Origin of the sequence: Halomonas binhaiensis (genome assembly GCF_008329985.2) — a bacterium.
Classification (GTDB): Bacteria; Pseudomonadota; Gammaproteobacteria; order Pseudomonadales; family Halomonadaceae; genus Halomonas; species Halomonas binhaiensis.
This window is the reverse complement of sequence record NZ_CP038437.2, coordinates 4,569,081-4,589,408: the sequence shown is the minus strand read 5'-3', so window position 1 is coordinate 4,589,408 and position 20,328 is coordinate 4,569,081. Positions and strand designations below refer to the sequence as shown.

The following is a 20,328-nucleotide window of genomic DNA, read 5'->3' as shown; positions in this document are numbered from 1 at the left end:
TTGGTATGGCCTCATGCCGCCGATTCGCGGTGGTTGAGGTCGTCGAGCAGCTTGCGCCAGGCAGTTGACTCAGGGTTGCCTTCACGGCGTTCACTGAAGATCTGCAAAACCAGTTGGCCATCAGCATCAAACGCTTCAAGGCTGGTGACACCACCGTCGCGGTTTGGCTTGAACACGGTCCATACCTGCGCAATGTTGGTGTCATCAAGGTGCAGGGTGGCGTCCTCTGCAAACAGATTGAGCCAGCCTCGCTTGCGCTCAGGGGCAGGGATGCATCCGCTACGAATCTGCACGCAGCCAGGACTCGCCACGAATAGCATCAGTGATTGAACTGTCGACGCAGCTCGTCCCAGCAGGTGTTCGATGCTGTGCCTGGCCAGTGCGCGCGTGAAGCGCCCTTCCATGAGTGCATTGGCATCGCGACGACTGAGTTTGTGGCGTCGCAGCAGGCCGAAGAACTGGTGCACGTCAGTGAGCCCCGCCCAATCTTCTGCAAGACCCTGCGGAGGGCTGGTCGGGGAAGAAGAGGGCTGTGGCAGCTGCTCCCCGGTGAAGCAGGGAGGGTGGTGACTACCTTCCAGCCACAGGGCTTGCCATGCCGAGACTGAGTCGCTTTCCAGGCAGAAGGCTTTGTGCACGGCACGGCCATGCTGGTCGAACACCTGCAGGCTCAGGCGCTCACCATCAGGAAGTGAGTCACGGATCAGGCAGCACCAGTGCCAATGGGCAAATATCAGGCGCAGATCGAGGCCGCCGGGATTCAGCAACAGTCCAGCCTGATCGCCACCGCTCAGGGAGGGATATTCTCCCTTCTGTTCGAGTACCGCGAGGGTTGAACGTGTCAGTGCCTTGACCGGGCCCAGGGTATGCAAGCGGGCGGCGATGTCCTGGGGCGAATGAGGGAGCGTGATCACGTTCTGGCCTAGACGAGCTGCCTGGAGTTCACCTTCGCTGATACCCAGGCGCTCGGCGATGCCGATGGCAGGCGTGTAGGGAGCCGTGTCGCGTATGGCATATAGTGCCTCGAGGATAGCGTTGCGTTTGTCGTCGCTCATGGGAGCCTCTTGTCACTGATCCATCAGTTCAAACTTGACAGTACACCTTGATACGACCATATTGCAAATGACAATGATTATCATTGGATTTCTCTATGGAGACCCGCATTGGTGATCTGAACATTGATGATCGGAATCATGGTCTGACTATCAGGAGGCTGTCATGTCCTATCGCATCAAGACCGCACTGCACGGCGCCAACCCTACACTTGAAATCTTCGACGTCACTTCAGGATCCATGCGCATGGCATGGGAATATCCGAATGTAGCAGAGGATCCGGATACTGATCCGGAGCTTCTGGCCATGCGACGTGAAGAGGCGATTCATGAACTGTTCCGGCGCCTGTTCCTGCTGACGACCGAGCAGTATCTCAAGGGAGAGTTGCCGGAAGAGCAGGGGTCACACCTGTATGGGCGTCAGGCGCACTGATCGTTGCGTCGAACAGGGCTTGCCGAAGCGTAGCCACAGTTCACGTGAGGTGAGATTCATGGCCACACTGAATAGTGTCTCCATGCGTTCGGTCTCTGGCTCGCTGGGATCGAAGTGACGGCATAACGATTCACGGCCCTCGCTGTGGTCGCCCAGCATCGCGAATAGCCGTTCGGGATCGAGGGCATGATCGCGAGGCAATTGTTCGACCAGTTCGTTCAGGCGTTCCAGGCGTGTCCAGGAGTCTGGCTTGGGATAGTCGTCCAGCCAGTGAGTGGCGGCATCGCTGATCAGGTGGTTGGTATGCGTCACGACGCCATCGCGTGGTTCCAGTCGTCCTGGGGATCCTGAGTGAACTTCACACCCCAGGCTGTGCCCCTGGCCATCGGCAATCAGGAAGTGAGCGGGTGCACACACACCGGCATTGACCACGGCCTCGGCTGCGCTAAAGGAACGGCTTTCGAGAATCCTGCGCAATGCCACGTGGATGGGCAGTCCGTCGCCACAGGTGGCGGAACGAATCGCGTTGAGTGCCACGCCAATACCACACTCATTGAGCCCTATCTTGGCCACCATGCCGGCTTCTCCAATGCTGATCAGGGCCGGAGTATCGTCCCCACGAATGCGCAGGGCGACCAGGTGCCTGCCCTGGTCTGCCCGCCAATCCCAGTTCTGGGCCAGCCACTGGGCTTCCCGTTGCAGGATCGATACGGCTGAACAGCCGCCGCTGGCTCTGGTCAGAGAAATCTCACTGCGGCAGTTCAGGGTCAGGATATCCAGGAGTTCGCCGCCGATGCCCTGGGCGAGTCCTGCCATTTCCTCGAGAATTTCGGGAAAGCGTTGTTCGATCATGGGCAGGAAGCGTTCGGCATCGAGGCGGGCCTCGTGCCAATGCAACCCGACCATGTCGTGGAACATGCGATCGTAGACATCGATGCTATCGATGATCGCCTGGCGATGCAGGCGGGCATGGGTGTGGCCAATGTCGAAGCGGCTGCCGGAGAGTTCGGTGACGTGCATGTGGGCCTCGCTGACGAACAACGTCGAGTGGCCTTGTCACTGTAGCAGCTCGGTGCTCGCTATGCGCCGGCCTGGCCGGCGCATAGCGAGAGGTCAGGACTTGCTGGTGGCGTTATAGACGTCTTCGTCCAGCTCACCTTCGCTCTTGCCGACCAGTGTTGTCACCATCAGGTCTCCGGCGACATTGACGCTGGTGCGAGCCATGTCGAGGATGCGGTCAATGCCCGCTACCACGGCCAAGGCCTCGAGAGGCAGGCCGATCTGGGCCATGACAATGGACAGCATGATCAAGCCTGCTCCGGGTACCCCTGCTGTGCCGATGGATGCCAGGGTGCCGGTGACGATGATCATGCCGTAATCCGCCAGGCTCAGGTCGACGCCGATCAGTTGAGCGATGAAGACTGCCACGACGCCTTGGTAGATCGCGGTACCATCCATGTTGATGGTGGCACCTACCGGAAGCACGAAACCTGCCACGCCCTCAGAAATGCCCAGGTTTTTGGTGGCGCAGCGCAAGGATACGGGCAATGTGCCGGATGAAGATGCTGAGGAGTAGGCCACCACCAGGGCGTCAAGAATGCCTTTCAGGTAGCGCATTGGATTGAGGCGGCCCAGCAACGCCAGCAGTCCGGAATAGACGACCAGCACGTGCACAACGCAGGCCAGGTAGACCACGCCAATGACCTTGACCAGCGGCAGCAGTACCTCGGCTCCATAGCTGCCGGCCACATTGGCGATCAGGCCGAATACGCCAAAGGGTGCTATGGCCATCACCAGGCTGGTCAGCTTGACCATGGCATCGGCAAAGCTCTCGAACACCTTGAGTACAGGCTCACCTTTCTCGCCGATCAGGGTCAGGGAGATACCCAGACCGATGGCAAACACGATGATCTGCAGGATATTGCCGGTAGCCAGGGCATCGACAGGGTTCTGGGGTACAAGGCCTACCAGAATCTCGACCAGGCTCGGAGCTTCCTGGGCATCTGCCGATGCCTTGTCGAAGCTGAGTTCAAGGCCGACACCGGGCTGGAACAGCCAGGAAGCAAACAGACCAATGGCGATGGCGAAGGCGGTGGTGATCAGGTACAGCGCAATGGTGCGCGCACCGATACGGCCCATTTTCTGAGGGTCGCGCATGGCACCGATACCCACCACCAGAGTGGAGAATACCAGTGGCACAATCAGCATCTTGATGGCGCTGATGAAGATATCGCCAAGCGGCTTGAAGATGCTGGCCTGCTCTCCCATCAGGCTGCCGACGAGGGTGCCCAATATCAGACCAGCAAGAATTTTCTGCCAGAGAGGAATGCGGCGCCACAGTCCGGGGCGGACTGAGGAGGCGGGTTGAGGCATGTTCAGGCTCCAATGAGGGGCGATTGCCCGCAAGGTTCGAAACAATGACCGCCGCCTGTCGACAAGGGGCTGATGGGGCTTGCTCCCAGTACCTTCTCGGCAGTCGGTCGGTATAGGCGGGGCATTCTACAGAAAATGATGGAGTGTCACGTCCAAATATCCTTTTCCGTCTGGTCTTTCTTGGTGCCTTTGTCTGGTCCTGGATACGCCCACCATGGCCCGCGAGAGGATGAGCGTAGCAGATCCTTGTTCAGTGCTATGTGCCTAGGGTGCGTTGCAGAAGCGCCTGAAAGGCTGCCCAGGAAGCCTGGTCGGCGCGCTCCTGATAGCTATCGCTACCCAATACGCTGAAGGCGTGGGGCGCGCCCGAGTAGACTTGAATTTCATAAGGAACCTGCGCCGCTTCGAGCTCTTCGGATAATGCAGCGACCTGATCCATGCGAATGGAGGTATCGGCCCCCCCATGGGCAATCAGGATGGGAGGGGTGTCGGGAAGATAGCTCTGTCCTTCCGGGGTGGCCAGTCCCCCATGGAAGGTGGCATAGCCATGTACATCTTCGGCTTGATCGGAACGAGCCAGCTCCAGTGCCACGGCGCCACCGAAACAATAGCCCATGACCACGGTATTCTGGGCGGCCCCCGACTGACGGGCCTGCGCCAGGCCTGCCAGGGTCAGCTTGCGCATGCGTTCACGATCTTCATACAAGGCCTCGGTTTCGGCTTTCTTTGCGGCGGTATCCACCGGACGATTGCCTGCGCCATAAAGATCAATAGCGAAGGCGTCGTATCCAGCTTCGCTCAGCATGTCGGCACGCTTGCGCTCATAGTCATCAAGGCCATTCCAGTCGTGGATCACCAGCACGCTACCCTTTGCCTTGTCACCAGCGCTGGCGAAGTAACCCTGGAAATCTTCACCGTCTACAGAATAGTCGACGGTTTCTCCCGCCCAGGCACCAGGCGCCAGGGCGATGCTGCATAAGAGAGAGGAGGACAGGCTCAAGCGAGATAGCAGGTTCATGGAAGACTCCGGGGCATGTCAGGTGTCAACGATCAGTATCTGCACGGTATTGGCGATAGGTGAGAGCAGTAAGGGTGAAAGCAGTATAGAAGGACAGCCGAATAAACGTTGGTGGACGAACTTGTGTTTTCTCCGGGTGCCTTCCAGATTGAAAGAGTACATACAACCTCAGTACAACCACGAGTGAGATAACAATCATGAACAAGCGTGTACTGACAACGGCGGTCGCTGCGACCACTCTGGCTATTGGCAGCATGGCATATGCCGAGGTCAAGATCGGCTTTCTAGGTGGCTTTACCGGGGGTATCGAAACCCTGACACCGCCCATCTTTGATGGAGCTGAACTGGCGATCACCCATGTCAACGCCCAAGGCGGCCTTCTGGATGGTCAGGATATAGTGATGCCGACAGGGGATACCACCTGTGGTGATGCTTCAGCCGCCTCCAATGCCGCTGACCGCATGGTCAATACTGAACAGGTCACGGCCATTGTTGGTGCGCTATGCACAGGCGCCACCGTGGCAGCGGCCAACAATGTCGCGATTCCCGCCGGTGTCACCATGGTTTCACCAGCTTCCACGGCCCCTGCAGTGACGACACTGGATGACAATGACCTGGTCTTCCGTACGGTGCCTTCCGATGCCTACCAGGGAGAGGTGCTGGCCAAGCTGCTGCTGGAGAAAGGCATCGATGAAGTTGCGGTGACATACGTCAACAACGACTACGGGCGAGGCCTTGCCGGGGCTTTCAAGGAAGGCTTCGAGGCCGGAGGTGGCTCGGTACTGGAAAATCTCGCCCACGAAGACAATCGTGCCGATTATCGTAGTGAGCTGGGAGTGCTGTCTGCTACTGGGGCTCCCGTCCTGGTCGTGCTGGCCTATGCCGATACTTCGGGCCAGACCGTTCTGCGCCAGGCCTATGAAAGTGGCACCTTCACACAGTATGTCGGTGGCGATGGCATGGTCGGCGACAGCTTGGTCGATGCCCTGGGTGCCGATGTGCTTGAAGGGATGATCGCAACCCGTCCTGGCAGTCCCGAGCTGCCTGGCACGGAGCTGTTCCGGGAGCTGGCCGATGAGGCGGAAATTGATCCGAGTGCCGTGTTCGCGGCCCAGGCTTACGATGCTGCCTTCCTGCTGGCATTGGCGATTGAAAAGAATGGCAGTGCGGATCGCGAGGGCGTGTCCGCGGCATTGCGTGAGGTCGCTTCCCCTCCTGGCGAGGTCATACTCCCCGGCGAGTGGGAAAAGGCCAAGCAACTGATAGCCGATGGCCAGGATATCAACTACGAAGGTGCTGGTGGCACGCAGGACTTCGATGAAAGCGGTGATGTTCCTGGTGTCGTGCAGGAGATGGCCGTGGAAGATGGCGCGTTCACGGCTAAAGGTATCGTCGAGTAAACCTTGAATGGTAACAAGCCCCGCTCACGGAAAAGTGAGCGGGGCTTGTTCATTCAGGGATCAGGAGAACTGTATTCCCCCATCGATCATCACAGATTGACCCGTCATGTAATCCGAGTCAGATGAAGCAAGATAGGAGACATATTTGGCGACATCTTCCGGGACGGATACACGCCCAAGAGCAATGGCATTGGAGTAGGTCTTCAGCGCTTCACCTTTCTCCCAACCTTCTTCGGCTGCGAGTTTCTCGTCAATCAGTTCCCACATGTCAGTGCCGACGATGCCTGGACAATAGGCGTTGACGGTAATGCCGTATTTCGCCCATTCCATGGCGGCGCCCTGGGTAAGTCCGCGGACTGCCCACTTGGATGCGGAGTAGGGGCTGAGCAGGGCGAATGGGCGGTAGGCGACAATCGATGCTGCGCCAATGATCTTGCCGCCATTACCCTGGTCAATCATCTGGCGGGCAGCTTCCCTGTAGCAGATGAACACACCGCGAAGATTGACATCCATGACTCTGTCCCAGTCTTCCATTCGCAGCTTCAGCAGCGACTCCACATGCGCAATACCTGCGTTGGCCACCATGACATCCAGTGAGCCGAGCTCATCGACTGTCTGGCTGATCATCTGCTGGACCTGTTCCTCGCTGGTGACATCAGCCGTAATGGCAACGCTCTGGCGGCCCAGGTCGCGAATGGCAGCAGCAACATCATTCAGAGCATGGCGATTGGCTTCGGTATCGTTGACGACAATATTGTGGCCATCCTCGGCGAGTCGTAAGGCAATCGCCTTGCCAATACCACGAGCCGAGCCGGTAACAATGATATTGCGAGATGGTTGAGTAGCTGTCATGACATTTCTCCGCGGGCGGAATTTCGGACAAGGTGTCTCATGATATCGGCATGAAATTCCTAGAAAGCATGCTCGGAAAGCATTTCTTTTTTGAAAGATTTTTATCCGAGACAAGGCATGGCGATATGTCGATAAACCTCGAGTGAAATCACAACATTTCTGTTGTGATTTCACTCTATCCACTCCACAGGAAACGGGGTAATAGTCGGCTACTACGTCGACTAAAGTGTAAAAAAGCGTCAACCGTGGTGCCTGATCTTCTCTGGTAGCAGGCCCTTGGGAGCAACTCGCAGCACCACCGTGATCAGCAGGCCAATGACGAAGACTCGGGCCTGGAGAGCACGGCTTTCCATATTGCGCGGAATATCCCAGCCAAAGTGGGCATGGCCGAAGCTGGTTGCCAGGTCCATGACATACAATGCCAGGGGTTCCGACATGATCCAGATGATATATACCGCCACGGCGCCAAAGATAGTGCCGAGATTGTTGCCTGGGCCGCCAAGAATCACCATCACCAGTACCAGGAATGTGTGGTTCAAGGGCAGGTAGCCTTGAGGGTCGAAAAGGCCATTGAAGCTTCCCAGAGCCGCACCGCCGAGCCCCATCAGTATGCAACCAAGAACAAAGATTTCCAGGCGCCGGCGGTTGATGTCCTTGCCCATGGCAGCAGAAGACACTTCATTGTCACGGATGGCCCGGATCATGCGCCCCCAGGGCGCGTTATAGGCGCGCTGCAGGAGGACAAAGATGATCGCGATCATCACAGCCGTCACCGACAGATAGGCCGCTCTGGCCAGCGTGAACCCCATCTCGCCAGGGCCAGGTACGGGCCAGGGCAGAGGGGATACGGTGGCAGTGCCCCGGGTCAGCCAGTCGGAGTTCTTGAGGAAGGCCTTGATGATCTCGGCGATGCCAAGCGTCGCGATGGCCAGATAGTCGCTGCGCAGGCCAAGACAGATATGGCCAATGAGATAGCCGACACCTCCGGCCAGGGCGGCGCCAACGGCCCAGCCCAGCCATACTGGCATGCCGAAGCCGCCGATGAAGTCTGCCTGGCGCTGGATGTCGTCGGTGACGGCTCGAAATTGGCTGATCACTACCATGTACAGGACCAATGCCAGCACGATGGTGATCAGGGTTCGCAGCCAGTTTGGCAGGCCCAGCCGGTTAAGGCGGGAAGCTGCAATGACCACCAGGCTGGCGGCGACCAGGTAGAGCAGTACTCTACCCAGTTCCCCCGGCAGGTCACTATCCCAGAAGGCATGATTGACGGGCACGGTGAACAGCATGGTGGAAAAGCCGCCCAGAGCGACAAAACCCATGACACCAGCATTGAACTGACCGGCATAGCCCCACTGGATGGTCAGGCCCAGAGCCAGGATGGCGTAGCAGCTGGCTTCCACCAGCATGCGCACGCTGTAGGGTGTTCCCATGGCGAGGAATACCGCTCCCACGGCAAGGACGATGGCAGTCAGCATGATGCATTCCCTGAACGGGAAAGACTTGGGAGAGACGGCGACTTCGCGGCGATGGGGATTATGTGCACTCATTAGATCACCTTGCCCTTGAAGATGCCGGTGGGGCGCCACACCAGAATGGCGACCAGGATGAAGAATGGCACCACAATCTTGTATTCAGTCCCGACGAAAGCCAGATTGCTGGGGAGTTCGAGCCAGGTTGGCAAACTGTCACGGAAGGGTCGTAACAAGACATTCCAGTTGAACACGGCAAGCGTCTCGGCAAAGCCGACGACAAACCCGCCGGCTATGGCGCCGAAGGGCTGACCGACCCCTCCCACGATGGCAGCAGCGAAGATCGGCAGAAGAATGTGGAAGCTCAGGTCGGGCTTGAAGGTCACATCCATGGCCAGTAAGGTTCCGGCGATGGTGGCCAGGCCGCCGACGATCATCCAGGTCACCGCCACGATGGTGTTGGTATTGATGCCTGAGGATCGGGCCAGGTCAGGATTGTCGGACATGGCGCGCATGGCCTTGCCCAGCCTTGAGCGAGACAGGAAGAGGTGCAGTGCGGTGACGGCAATCACCGTCAGGACAAAGAGATAGATCTGAGGTTCAGTTAGCACTACTGGCATGCGTACTCCTTCAATGGGTACGGCAATGCGGAAGATTTCCTTGCGATCATCGACATACAGGCTCTGGGATCCCGTGCCGGTGAACAAGCGAATCAGACCCTGCAGCATCAAGGTCACTCCCAGGGAAGCAATGACCATGACAATAGGCTTTACTCCATGGGCGCGCATTGGCTTGTAGAAGGTCTTGTCGATCAGCACTGCGATCAACGCTGTACTGATGATGGCCGGAGGCAGCATAACGATGGCCGTAGGCATGCCGAAGGCGTTCCCTGCGGACGGAAACATCGAGGTGAGCAGCAATACGATGAAGGCGCCCAGGGTCATCATGTCGGCGTGAGCGAAGTGAGCAAAACGCATGATTCCGAACACTAGCGTGATGCCCACTGCACCGATGGCATAGATTGATCCAGTGACGCTGCCGGCAATCACCACATTGTTGATGAAGAACACGAACTCATTCACGGTGATATCTCCGCGCAACAAATGAAGCAGCATCAGCCACCGAGGAAACTCCTGGCCACATCCGGGTCGGCCAGTAGTGCCTGGCCCGTGTCAGTAAAGCGGTTCTGGCCTGCTGCCAGGACGAAGCCCTTGTCGGCAATGGCCAGGGCCTGCTTGGCATTTTGTTCCACCATCAAGATGCCGACGCCTGCAGAATTGATCTCTTTTACCCGCTCGAAGATCTCGTTCATGTACTTGGGCGAGAGTCCCGCGGTAGGCTCGTCGAGCAGTAGCAGCTGTGGCTCAGCCATCAGTGCTCGCCCCATGGCAACCATCTGGCGTTGACCGCCGGACAGCTCGCCTGCAGGTTGTCGGCGCTTGTCTTTCAGTGGGGGGAAAAACTCGTAGATATTGCCGAGGTTGTGCTTGATGGAGCCTGGCTTGAGATAGGCCCCCATCTCCAGGTTTTCCTGCACGCTCAAGCTGGGAAAGACATTGTGTTCCTGGGGAACGAACCCCATACCGAGTTTCACCAGGCGATTAGGAGGCTGGTTGTGGATAGGGGCACCACGCAGTCGTATTTCACCTTCGGTGACCTGGAGCAGGCCGAAGATGGCCTTGAGCATGGTGGATTTTCCAGCCCCATTGGGGCCGATGATGACGCCAACCTCATTGGCCTCAATGGAGATATCCACCCCATGCAGGATGTTCATGCCCCCATAGCCGCCATGCACGCCGCACGCTTCGAGTAGTGGCATCGCTCTGCGTCTCTAGGTTTACGGGATCATGGAAGGAGGCAAGGTAGGTACTGGCCTTACATTCAATCCATGGAGTCCGCGATGTTGTTAGCGAATTGTTGTTATTGACAGGCGTTGCTTCTTTTCTTGTTACTCCTAATAAAGCAGTAATTGACTCAGGCTGCACCTGCGCCGAAATAGGCCTCGATGACGTCGGGGTTGTTCTGGATCTCTTCGATTGAGCCCTCCACCATCACTGCGCCTTGTGCCATGACGATCACGGGGTCACAGAGGCGGGCGATCATGTCCATATCGTGCTCGATCACCAGGAAGGTGTAACCGAGTTCGCGGTTGAGTTTCTCGATGCTGGTCATCAAGTCGCCCAGCAGGGTGCGGTTGACCCCGGCAGCGATTTCATCGAGCAGCACGACCCTGGCATCCGTCATCATGGTACGGCCGAGTTCGAGCAGCTTTTTCTGTCCTCCGGACAGGTTGCCCGCCAATTCATTGCGCACATGCTTGAGGCCAATGAATTCAATCACTTCCTGCGCTCGCTGTTTGATCTCGGCTTCTTGCTTATACACCTGACGTGGAGAAAACCAGGCTCTGGCCAAGGATTCACCTGTCTGATGTGGCGGCACCATCATCAGGTTTTCCAAGGCAGTGAGGTTGGTGAATTCGTGGGCGATCTGAAAGGTGCGCAACAGGCCTTTGTGGAACAGCTCATTGGCGGGGTGATTGGTGATGTCTTCACCGTTGTAGATGATCTGCCCTGAATCCAGGGAGAGCGCTCCGGCGATGATATTGAATAACGTCGTCTTGCCCGCACCATTGGGGCCGATCAGTCCGGTAATGGAGCCTTGTTCCACCTGGAAGGAACAATCGTTGATGACCTTCAGGCCACCGAAGGCTTTATGGACATGACGAACATCGATGATGGTAGCCATGAGATGTCCTGTTGTTTTGATTTGTTGTTTTGATTTGTGGTTGTGATATATCGCTGCGTTGCAGTGTTCCGACAATCTTCACTTTGCGCCACAGCAGGGGTTATTGGCCAGGGGTGAAGCGTTTAGCCTGCGTTGGTGGCACTATTTGTTTGACCTGTATCTAGTTTGACCTGCCCTGGTCGCAGGGTTCCTGATGGATGAACGCAACGAAGCCTGCGCCAAGGAGGGGCAGGCTTCGTAAGGCAAGGTCCTGGTTCTGTCTTGATGCTCGTCGGCTTTTCAGACAAGGCCTGAGCCTCGGTGCTACGTGACGCTGCCGTGGCGGCATGCGGTCATCACAGGCTATGTGGAGCCAGGGCGCGATGATCGTCGGGCAGGCGTACAGTATCGCCAATGGACAGGTCGCCGATGCCTTGGGTGCGCTCCCCTGTACGTACCGAGATAAGCGCGACCACGTTGCCGATACTGACACTTACACCGTTTTCCTCAGTCCGGGCTTCGACACGTACACGCACCGAATAACCATGATAGCGGCCAGCTACGATACTGCCGATGTGGGCTGTCGGATATTCGTCAGGCTTGTCGGCAAAGTATTTCTGGACACTATCAGCACCTGGGTCATCCCATTCGACGTGTTTATGCATGCATGTTTCTCCTTGTGTCTGAATCCATGATGTTTTAGCCAAGGGCGCCGTGAAGTCGTTTCACGAAATGGGCGGATGATGAAAGTAGCGAACATAGCTCAGGCCACTCCTCCGTGGAAGAGGGGAGGGATACTTTCAGCATAGTCCGGCTCCGCCATAGTGGGATTAAGCGTGGCCGGTTGATGGCGATGGTTTGATGTAGAAGCGGCAGGCAGGCTTAAGGCTGATTAACCTGAGCGGCGCAAGCCGCATAAGGAAAGGCCGCTGCAGATCTCTGCAGCGGCCTTGGGCTAGCTTACTTCTTGCTTGCACGCTTGCGTTCGTTTTCGGTCAGGAACTTCTTGCGCAAACGAATATGGTTGGGAGTGATCTCGACCAGTTCGTCGTCATCGAGGAACTCGACGGCCTGTTCCAGGGTAAAGCGAACCGGAGGCGTCAGGACGATGTTCTCGTCGTTGCCGGAAGCACGCATGTTGTCGAGTTTCTTGCCCTTGGTCGGGTTGACTACCATGTCGTTGGCGCGATTGTTGATACCCACCAGCATGCCTTCATAGACCTCGGTGCCGTGATCGATGATCAGCTTGCCACGATCCTGAAGAGCATACAGGGCATAGGCCAGGGCCTTGCCAGGCACCATGGATACCAGCACACCGTTGCGACGCTCGATGGCGGCTTCAGGGCGCAGCGGACCATAATGATCGAAGCGGCTGGTCAGGATGCCGGTGCCGGATGTCAGGGTCAGGAACTGGCCACGGAAGCCGATCAGGCCACGCGCAGGGATGATGAAGTCGAGGCGTACACGCCCCTTGCCGTCAGGGTTCATGTTCTTGAGCTCGCCCTTGCGGTAGCCGAGCTCTTCCATGATGGATCCCTGATGCTGCTCCTCGCAGTCGATGATGACTTCTTCGTATGGCTCCTGCTTTTCTCCGTCGATCTCGCGGATGATGACTTCCGGACGACCCACGGCCAGCTCGAAGCCTTCGCGGCGCATGGTTTCGATCAATACCGAGAGGTGCAGCTCACCACGACCGGAGACGATGAACTTCTCCGGGGAGTCGCCCTGCTCGACGCGCAAGGCCACGTTGTGGATCAGCTCCTGGTCGAGGCGATCCTTGATGTTGCGGCTGGTGACGAACTTGCCGTCCTTGCCGGCAAATGGTGAGTCATTGACCTGGAAGGTCATGGACACGGTCGGCTCGTCAACGCTCAGGGGCGGCAGGGCCTCGACGGCAGCCGGGTCACAGATGGTGTCGGAAATCGCCAGTTCGTCGATACCGGTAATACAGACGATGTCGCCAGCGGTAGCCTGCTGGGTCTGGACACGTTCCAGACCCATGTGAGTCATGACCTGGCCAACCTTGCCGCGGCGGGTCTGACCTTCCTTGTTGATGACGACCACCTGCTGGTTGACCGAGATAGCACCACGAGTGATGCGGCCAAGGCCGATGACACCAACATAGCTGGAATAGTCCAGCGCCGAGATCTGCATCTGCAGAGGGCCATCCAGCTCGACCTTGGGCGGCTCGACGATATCGACGATGGCCTGGAACATTGGCGTCATGTCCTCGGCCAGCTCATCCGGCTCATTACCGGCGATGCCGTTGAGGGCTGAGCAGTAGATGATCGGAAAATCGAGTTGTTCGTCGGTGGCTCCGAGGTTGTCGAACAGATCAAAGATCTGGTCGATGACCCAGTCCGGGCGTGCGCCAGGACGGTCAATCTTGTTCACCACTACAATCGGCTTGAGGCCCTGGTCGAAGGCTTTCTGGGTGACGAAGCGGGTCTGTGGCATGGGGCCGTCTACCGCGTCTACCAGCAGTAGCACGGAATCGACCATGGACATGACGCGCTCGACTTCACCACCGAAGTCGGCGTGCCCAGGAGTATCCACGATGTTGATGTGATAGTCCTGGCCGTCCGGGGACATCCAGCGGATCGCCGTGTTCTTGGCCAGGATGGTGATACCACGCTCTTTCTCCTGGTCGTTGGAGTCCATGATCCGCTCTTGACCCTCGGCCTTTCGGTCCAGGGTGCCGGATTGGCTGAGAAGTTTGTCGACCAGAGTGGTTTTGCCGTGGTCGACGTGAGCGATGATGGCTATGTTGCGAAGATTCTCGATCACGACGGGATCCTGCTGGGAAAATTGGGGCAGTATTATAGAGCCTGGTTGATGACGGCTACCAGCTTTGTTGGATCGATTCTCTGCTACCTACGTTGTATCCTTGCGCGTCTTTAGGAAAAACTCCCGCTGGGACAAGCTGTTCCGGCGACTATGTCTTTTTCATGTAAAGCGTTGAGCTTTCTTCGATACCTGGTTTTGGCATCTGCAGGTACACCTGTTTGCCGCAGATGCACTGCGACTGTTCTCGCAGGACCACCTACCCGGTGGCTCCTTTTGCGAAGCGATTCGCCTAAGCCAACGACAAGATGCGGGCCTAATTCGTCATGACCCCTGACAACCAACGATCTCCAGATGTATTACCTCTATTCGATGCGCTGATCCCGGTGACAGCCACCATTGCATTGTTGATTCTTGCAGTGGCGCTGTTCGGAGCAGATGCCGCCTGGGGACCAGCTCAAGTGGTGTTGCTGATCGGCACCATGATCGCTGCCTGTTTTGGCCTCAAGAACGGACATAGCTGGAAGAGCATTGAATCCGGCTTTGCCGATGGTATCTATGTTGCCATTCCCGCCATGCTCATCCTGTTGACCATCGGCGCCTTGATTGGCGTATGGATTCTCGCAGGCACTGTACCGGCCATGATCTATTATGGCCTGGAACTGGTGTCGCCCAGTTATTTCTATGCATCGTGCTGCTTGTTGTGTGCCCTGGTGGCATTGTCCATCGGCAGTTCCTGGTCTGTGGCAGGCACTATCGGCCTGGGGCTGGTCGGTATTGCCGAGGGCTTCGGCCTGTCGTTGCCGATCACCGCTGGTGCGATCATTTCCGGAGCCTATTTCGGTGACAAGATGTCACCGCTGTCCGATACCACCAATATTGCGCCAGCGGCGGTTGGTGCCGATCTGTTCGAGCATATTCGTCACATGAGCTGGACAACATTGCCGAGTCTGGGCCTGGCGTTGGTCGGCTTTGTGGTGCTCGGTCTGGATGGTTCTGCCGCCATGAGCACGCCGGAACAGATTGTGGTCATGCGTGAAGGCTTGGCTGCGCAGTTTGACCTGGGGCCGCAGCTATTGATTCCAGTGCTGGTCTTGCTGGGGCTTTCTATTGCGCGGATGCCGGCACTGCCAGCCGTCTTCATCGGTGCTACTTTGGGCGTCATTTTTGCGCTGGTGTTCCAGCCCCATGCTGTGCTGACGCTGATAGGTGCCGATGCTGCCACCACCACCGATCTGGTCAAAGGGGTATGGACCGCGCTGTTCGATGGCTATGTCTCCCATTCCGGCAATGACAACATCGATGTGCTGCTGACCAAGGGCGGCATGAGCAGCATGCTGACCACACTGTGGTTGGTCATTTCGGCCATGGCCTTTGGTGGGGTCATCGAGCGGCTTGGCATGCTTCAGCGCCTGGTGGCAGCGCTCGTGGCGGGTGCCAACAGCGCAGGGTCGCTGATCATTCGTTGTGTGCTGACCTGCTTTGCTTCCAATCTGGTGACGGGTGATCAGTATCTCTCCGTCACGCTGCCGGGACGCATGTATCGTGCCGAGTTCCAGCGCCGTGGCCTGAAGCCGGTCAATCTATCCCGTGCCACGGAGGATGGCGGCACCATCACCTCGCCCCTGATTCCCTGGAACAGCTGTGGTGCATATATGGCAGCCACCTTGGGGGTCGCCACCCTGAGCTATCTGCCGTTCGCCTTCTTCAACCTGATCAATGTCGCCTTGGCCATTGGCTATGCCATGTTCGGTATCCGCATTACCCGGATCGAAGAAAATGAAAAGGCGTTGGTACAGGAGATACGGCCCGCGGAAGGCGAAGCCAGCTAAGGAACGGATATGGATATTGCCGTCATCGGTGCGGGGGTCACGGGAGTGACCACCGCCTATTGCCTAGCCAGGGATGGCCATAATGTCTCGGTCATCGAGCGCTTGCCTGAGCCGGGCCTCGAGACCAGCCGGGCCAATGCTGCCCAGCGTTCCTATGGCTATGTCTATCCCTGGGCGGATCCCGGCATGGTCCGCAAAGCTATACTGTGGATGTGGACACCTAAAGGGCCATTCAAGCTGAAGTTGCCTCCCGACATTCGTACCTTGAGCTTTCTGGCCCAAACATGGCGTCATGCTCGCACCCCCGGGTTGTTTCCGGCCAATGAGCGCTCCCTGATCCGTCTGGGAAGCTACAGCCGCGAGTGTTTTGCAGACATCGAGCGTCAGGTGCCACTGGCGTTTGATGGTGGTCATGCAGGGCTGATCGACCTGGCCAGTGACGCAAAGGCAGAAGCCGCCTTGCGCGCCCTGATGCCGCTGCTGGAGGAAATGGACATAGGCCATCACTGGCTGGGCGCCGATGATATTTACGCCCATGAGCCTGGTCTGCGTCGAGGAGGTCCGGTGCGAGGTGGCCTGCGTATCAGTGGCGATGGTACAGGCGACTGTCACTTGTTCACCCAGGCCCTGGCCGCACACTGCCGAGCCATGGGCGTGCGCTTCCTGTTCGATAGCGAGGTGGTCGATGCCGAGTGCCGTCAGGGGAGAGTGGTCAGTGTGTCCGTGTTGCCACGGGAACAGGCCTCTGGGCGAGATGCGTGGTCGAGTTCAGCGGCGAAGACCTTGCCTGCAGATGCTTTTGTGGTCTGTGCCGGTTGTCAGTCCCGGGCCCTGGGGCGATTGATAGGGCAGCGCATGCCGATCTATCCGGTCAAGGGATACTCAATCACAGCGCCATTGAGCGATGAAGCCCTGGCGGATGATGTCATGGCGCCGAGATCTACGGTGATCGATGATCGCTTCAAGGTAGTGATCACCCGTCTTGGGCAGAGAGTCAGGGTGGCTGGCTTTGCAGAACTGGCCAACTTCGATCGATGCTTGCCGGCCTCTCGCATAGACACACTGAAAGAAGCCGTCGACATGCGCTTTCCTGGTGTCGCCGTGCTAGATAAGGCAACGCCGTGGGCAGGGTTTCGTCCCATGACACCAGACGGCCCACCGATACTCGGACGTGGCAAGTATTCCAATCTGTTGCTGAATACCGGACATGGTATCTTCGGCTGGACGTTCTCCGCGGCAAGTGCTGAGATCACGGCTGATCTGGTGGCAGAGCGGACGCCTGCGATAGATATTGCCCCTTTTCGTCCTGAACGCTTTCTGCGCTGACTAGGCTCTGCGCTTCCTGGAGGTGTGGCTCAAGAGCGGTTGTTGGGCACACCGGCCGGAGTGAAGTCAGGCGTATTGCGTGATGGTGCTTGCATGGCAAGCCTTGAGCCTGCTGATGAGATCTTGAAGAACACCCTTTTCCATGATCGGGTCGAAGCCGCCAAGGAGATCGAACCACTCTCGTTCTACACCCAGAGCATGAGGGGGTTCCCCCTTTCTCCAGCGCCATGGGCACCAGCTCCATTGAGCCTGACGAGGGGCAATGGCACTGTTCTTCTGGTCGCTATTGGCGGCTGCCACCAAGCGTTTTCCCCAGTCCGGATCACACTCGGAAAAGCAGAATCCCAGCATGCGCCCACGGCTATAGGCGGCAGCCAGGTTGAGTCGCTGCCCCAGTGAATCCGAGTAACAGTGAATGATGCGACAGTTGTCCAGTTTCCAGCCAGGAGTGCCTGGTCTGGAAAGCTGCCGATCGAGCACACCATCGTCCACCACCAGGATTTCACTGTGGCCAGAATATAGAGACGCTACCCTGGACGCCTGGCAGAGTAGATGATTGAGGGCTTTTCCCGAGGATCTGGCATCGATGATCAGGCTGAAGTACACGACGACGCTCCATATAGGTAGGTCGCTGCCGTAGAGCAACATGAATACAACATGTAAACAAGTGTATATTTGAGTTGCATTTAGTTCCAGTAGGAAAGTTAGCAGGCTTTGTGTAACAGTCACATGACTGTGTGCCTGCGCGCTCCTCGGGACTCAGGATTCTTCGGGACTGCGCATGCCCTGATATGGTGCTTTTTGCTTCTTTGTGCACCATGTTGGTGCCTTGGAGGTTGGGATTTCATGGTCACAACACCCAGAAGGCCCAGGTTGAACCATCGTGGCGCACGTGATGAAAAATAAATAACTCGCAAAATCAAATTGTTGAGATTTTTTCTACCCTTGGTGGTGCAATTTTGGCACGCAGTCTGCATTGTGAATGGCAAGTGAGATCATGTCGCACAGGCGACCGTGGGCAGCCGCCCAGTAGCGTGCTACAACAGATTCGCTACTCCGAAAGAGTAGAGGAACCCCTGCTCTGGAAGCGGCAACCATGGCGAATGGCCGACCCGTCGGAACACTCGTGCCTGGCTTTGAATTCAGTTTTTTGAACTCTGTTTTTTGAATTACGAGCACCTAACTACCTGAGCACCCAACTACGAGCCCTTGAATACAAGACAAGCTCAACTGGAGGACCGCATGTCAGAAAAGACACTTGCCCTGATTGAAGAACATGATGTGAAGTGGGTCGATCTGCGTTTTACCGATACCGGTGGTAAAGAGCAGCATGTCACTATTCCTGCCCGTGACGTGGACGAAGAGTTCTTCGAAAACGGTCAGATGTTCGATGGTTCCTCCATCTCTGGTTGGAAGGGCATCAATGAGTCTGACATGATTCTGCGCCCGGAAGATGGCACTGCCTATCTCGATCCGTTCACCGAAGACACTACTGTGGTGCTGGTCTGTGACATCATCGAACCGGCCACCATGCAGGGCTACGAGCGTGATCCGCGCTCCATCGCCAAGCGCGCCGAGGCCTATCTGCAGTCTGCTGGTCTGGGCGACACCGCCTTCTTTGGCCCGGAGCCCGAGTTCTTCATCTTTGATGAGGTTCACTGGAAGGCCGACATCGAAGGCGCCATGTACAAGATTTCTTCCGGGGAGGGTGCCTGGTCTACCGATCGCGCTGTGGAAGGTGGCAATCTGGGGCACCGTCCGCGGGTCAAGGGCGGCTACTTCCCGGTTCCCCCGGTCGACAGCTTCCACGATATCCGTGGTGCCATGTGCAACACCCTGGAAGCCATCGGTCAGAAGGTCGAGGTTCACCACCATGAGGTGTCCAATGCCGGTCAGAACGAAATCGGTGTTGCCTTCAACACTCTGGTGAAGAAAGCCGACGAAGTGCAGGCGCTCAAGTACGTCGTGCACAACGTTGCCGATGCCTACGGCAAGACAGCGACTTTCATGCCCAAGCCGCTGGTTGGTGATAACGGCAGTGGTATGCATGTCCACCAGTCTTTCTGGAAGGACGGGGTCAACCAGTTTGCTGGCGACCAGTATGCTGGCCTGTCAGAAATGGCGCTGTACTACATCGGCGGTATCATCAAGCATGCTCGTGCGCTGAACGCCTTCACCAACGCTTCCACCAATTCCTACAAGCGTCTGGTACCGGGCTTCGAAGCACCGGTCATGCTGGCCTACAGTGCACGTAACCGCTCTGCCTCGATTCGTATCCCGTACACTTCCAGCCCCAAGGCCAAGCGTGTCGAGGTACGTTTCCCTGACCCGACAGCCAATCCCTATCTGTGCTTTGCAGCGCTGCTGATGGCGGGTATCGACGGTATCAAGAACAAGATTCATCCTGGCGATGCCATGGACAAGAACCTGTATGACCTGCCGCCGGAAGAAGGCAAGGCCATCCCGACCGTGGCCGAGAGTCTGGATCAGGCCCTGGAAGCTCTGGATGCCGACCGCGCCTTCCTCACCGAGGGTGGAGTGTTCACCGACGACATGATCGATGCCTACATCGAACTCAAGTCCCAGGACGTCGAGCGCATTCGCATGGCGACGCACCCGGTCGAGTTCGACATGTACTATAGCTGCTAAAGACAGCTGCTAAAGACAGCGGTGGAAGACGAACTGTCAGGCAGCAGTTGGCCTCTTCCGTTATGTCGAATCCATATGGAAGCGGGCTCCGCAATGCGGAGCCCGCTTTATTTTTGCCCAGTCTGGCTACGTTGCCTTACTACAAGACGGCACATTTTAGAGCGGTAATCATGGTGATGCACCAGAGTGGTGCACTACTATGGTGCATAGAAGCGCCACTTCGGCACCAGCGCGCTACCTTGGAGCTGGCCCAGTTCTTGCTACCTCTTTTAGAGGTTGTTAGTGACCCGGCACGAAGCGATGAGCATCAAGCGTTTGCTGGTTGTACTGGTAGCAGGCAAGGGGTGTACAGCGTAGTGCATCAGGGTAGGGAGTACGTGCCCATGGCCGGCAAATGGTGTGCGCATGTTGCA

Annotated in this window: 17 protein-coding genes; 5 read left to right on the top strand and 12 right to left on the bottom strand. The window is 57.3% G+C overall.

The window, feature by feature from the left end:
• Positions 1 to 11: 11 nt before the first annotated feature.
• The gene (locus E4T21_RS19995; protein ID WP_149286704.1) at positions 12 to 1,055 is read right to left on the bottom strand and encodes a ChuX/HutX family heme-like substrate-binding protein; all 1,044 of its coding nucleotides are present in this window, start codon (positions 1,053 to 1,055) and stop codon (positions 12 to 14) included.
• 163 nt (positions 1,056 to 1,218) lie between these two features.
• On the opposite strand from E4T21_RS19995, the gene E4T21_RS19990 reads away from it, so the two are divergent.
• Positions 1,219 to 1,485, top strand: coding sequence for a hypothetical protein (locus E4T21_RS19990; RefSeq protein ID WP_149286703.1), 267 nt, complete (start codon positions 1,219 to 1,221; stop codon positions 1,483 to 1,485).
• Here E4T21_RS19990 and E4T21_RS19985 read toward each other — a convergent pair.
• The 3 genes from E4T21_RS19985 to E4T21_RS19975 form a co-directional block, all read right to left on the bottom strand.
• The gene (locus tag E4T21_RS19985; RefSeq protein ID WP_149286702.1) at positions 1,456 to 2,505 is read right to left on the bottom strand and encodes a C45 family autoproteolytic acyltransferase/hydrolase; all 1,050 of its coding nucleotides are present in this window, start codon (positions 2,503 to 2,505) and stop codon (positions 1,456 to 1,458) included. The genes E4T21_RS19990 and E4T21_RS19985 overlap by 30 nt on opposite strands.
• A gap of 93 nt (positions 2,506 to 2,598) precedes the next feature.
• A complete protein-coding gene (locus tag E4T21_RS19980) occupies positions 2,599 to 3,858 on the bottom strand; it encodes a dicarboxylate/amino acid:cation symporter (protein WP_149286701.1) in 1,260 nt (419 codons plus the stop codon).
• 256 nt (positions 3,859 to 4,114) lie between these two features.
• Positions 4,115 to 4,876: a dienelactone hydrolase family protein gene (locus E4T21_RS19975; protein ID WP_149286700.1), complete on the bottom strand. Its 762-nt coding sequence runs from the start codon at positions 4,874 to 4,876 to the stop codon at positions 4,115 to 4,117.
• A gap of 194 nt (positions 4,877 to 5,070) precedes the next feature.
• On the opposite strand from E4T21_RS19975, the gene E4T21_RS19970 reads away from it, so the two are divergent.
• Positions 5,071 to 6,276, top strand: coding sequence for an ABC transporter substrate-binding protein (locus E4T21_RS19970; protein WP_149286699.1), 1,206 nt, complete (start codon positions 5,071 to 5,073; stop codon positions 6,274 to 6,276).
• A 60-nt stretch (positions 6,277 to 6,336) separates the two neighbouring features.
• Here the strand turns inward: E4T21_RS19970 and E4T21_RS19965 are convergent, their stop codons facing one another.
• From E4T21_RS19965 to typA, 7 genes are all read right to left on the bottom strand, one after another.
• Entirely contained in the window at positions 6,337 to 7,128 is a 792-nt protein-coding gene (locus E4T21_RS19965) for an acetoin reductase (RefSeq protein ID WP_149286698.1), read from the bottom strand.
• Between the two features lie 239 nt (positions 7,129 to 7,367).
• The gene (locus tag E4T21_RS19960) at positions 7,368 to 8,678 is read right to left on the bottom strand and encodes a branched-chain amino acid ABC transporter permease (RefSeq protein ID WP_149286697.1); all 1,311 of its coding nucleotides are present in this window, start codon (positions 8,676 to 8,678) and stop codon (positions 7,368 to 7,370) included.
• The gene (locus E4T21_RS19955; RefSeq protein WP_149287340.1) at positions 8,678 to 9,682 is read right to left on the bottom strand and encodes a branched-chain amino acid ABC transporter permease; all 1,005 of its coding nucleotides are present in this window, start codon (positions 9,680 to 9,682) and stop codon (positions 8,678 to 8,680) included. The genes E4T21_RS19960 and E4T21_RS19955 overlap by 1 nt, the downstream gene beginning before the upstream one ends.
• Positions 9,683 to 9,714: 32 nt before the next feature.
• Positions 9,715 to 10,419 (bottom strand): ABC transporter ATP-binding protein, encoded by a 705-nt coding sequence (locus tag E4T21_RS19950; protein WP_149286696.1) that lies wholly within the window; start codon positions 10,417 to 10,419, stop codon positions 9,715 to 9,717.
• A 155-nt stretch (positions 10,420 to 10,574) separates the two neighbouring features.
• Positions 10,575 to 11,345, bottom strand: a complete 771-nt coding sequence (locus tag E4T21_RS19945) for an ABC transporter ATP-binding protein (protein ID WP_149286695.1) — start codon at positions 11,343 to 11,345, stop codon at positions 10,575 to 10,577.
• 335 nt (positions 11,346 to 11,680) lie between these two features.
• Complete coding sequence (locus tag E4T21_RS19940) at positions 11,681 to 11,989, bottom strand: hypothetical protein (protein ID WP_149286694.1); 309 nt, start codon at positions 11,987 to 11,989, stop codon at positions 11,681 to 11,683.
• 295 nt (positions 11,990 to 12,284) lie between these two features.
• Entirely contained in the window at positions 12,285 to 14,111 is a 1,827-nt protein-coding gene (typA, locus tag E4T21_RS19935) for a translational GTPase TypA (protein WP_149286693.1), read from the bottom strand.
• Between the two features lie 323 nt (positions 14,112 to 14,434).
• Here typA and nhaC point away from each other — a divergent pair, with 323 nt between their 5' ends.
• On the top strand, positions 14,435 to 15,940 hold the full coding sequence (gene nhaC, locus E4T21_RS19930; protein ID WP_149286692.1) for a Na+/H+ antiporter NhaC: 1,506 nt from the start codon (positions 14,435 to 14,437) through the stop codon (positions 15,938 to 15,940).
• A 9-nt stretch (positions 15,941 to 15,949) separates the two neighbouring features.
• The gene (locus E4T21_RS19925; RefSeq protein ID WP_149286691.1) at positions 15,950 to 17,266 is read left to right on the top strand and encodes a D-amino acid dehydrogenase; all 1,317 of its coding nucleotides are present in this window, start codon (positions 15,950 to 15,952) and stop codon (positions 17,264 to 17,266) included.
• Between the two features lie 66 nt (positions 17,267 to 17,332).
• On the opposite strand, the gene E4T21_RS19920 is transcribed toward E4T21_RS19925, so the two are convergent.
• Complete coding sequence (locus E4T21_RS19920; RefSeq protein ID WP_149286690.1) at positions 17,333 to 17,872, bottom strand: glycosyltransferase family protein; 540 nt, start codon at positions 17,870 to 17,872, stop codon at positions 17,333 to 17,335.
• A gap of 636 nt (positions 17,873 to 18,508) precedes the next feature.
• Here E4T21_RS19920 and glnA point away from each other — a divergent pair.
• Complete coding sequence (glnA, locus tag E4T21_RS19915; RefSeq protein WP_149286689.1) at positions 18,509 to 19,915, top strand: glutamate--ammonia ligase; 1,407 nt, start codon at positions 18,509 to 18,511, stop codon at positions 19,913 to 19,915.
• Positions 19,916 to 20,328 lie beyond the last annotated feature (413 nt).

Coding starts and splice junctions, on each gene's coding strand:
- E4T21_RS19995 (WP_149286704.1), bottom strand. CDS start 1,055: ATGAGCGACGACAAACGCAACGCTATCCTCGAGGCACTATATGCCATA.
- E4T21_RS19975 (WP_149286700.1), bottom strand. CDS start 4,876: ATGAACCTGCTATCTCGCTTGAGCCTGTCCTCCTCTCTCTTATGCAGC.
- glnA (WP_149286689.1), top strand. CDS start 18,509: ATGTCAGAAAAGACACTTGCCCTGATTGAAGAACATGATGTGAAGTGG.
- E4T21_RS19965 (WP_149286698.1), bottom strand. CDS start 7,128: ATGACAGCTACTCAACCATCTCGCAATATCATTGTTACCGGCTCGGCT.
- E4T21_RS19950 (WP_149286696.1), bottom strand. CDS start 10,419: ATGCCACTACTCGAAGCGTGCGGCGTGCATGGCGGCTATGGGGGCATG.
- E4T21_RS19940 (WP_149286694.1), bottom strand. CDS start 11,989: ATGCATAAACACGTCGAATGGGATGACCCAGGTGCTGATAGTGTCCAG.
- E4T21_RS19990 (WP_149286703.1), top strand. CDS start 1,219: ATGTCCTATCGCATCAAGACCGCACTGCACGGCGCCAACCCTACACTT.
- E4T21_RS19945 (WP_149286695.1), bottom strand. CDS start 11,345: ATGGCTACCATCATCGATGTTCGTCATGTCCATAAAGCCTTCGGTGGC.
- nhaC (WP_149286692.1), top strand. CDS start 14,435: ATGACCCCTGACAACCAACGATCTCCAGATGTATTACCTCTATTCGAT.
- E4T21_RS19925 (WP_149286691.1), top strand. CDS start 15,950: ATGGATATTGCCGTCATCGGTGCGGGGGTCACGGGAGTGACCACCGCC.
- E4T21_RS19980 (WP_149286701.1), bottom strand. CDS start 3,858: ATGCCTCAACCCGCCTCCTCAGTCCGCCCCGGACTGTGGCGCCGCATT.
- E4T21_RS19985 (WP_149286702.1), bottom strand. CDS start 2,505: ATGCACGTCACCGAACTCTCCGGCAGCCGCTTCGACATTGGCCACACC.
- E4T21_RS19960 (WP_149286697.1), bottom strand. CDS start 8,678: ATGAGTGCACATAATCCCCATCGCCGCGAAGTCGCCGTCTCTCCCAAG.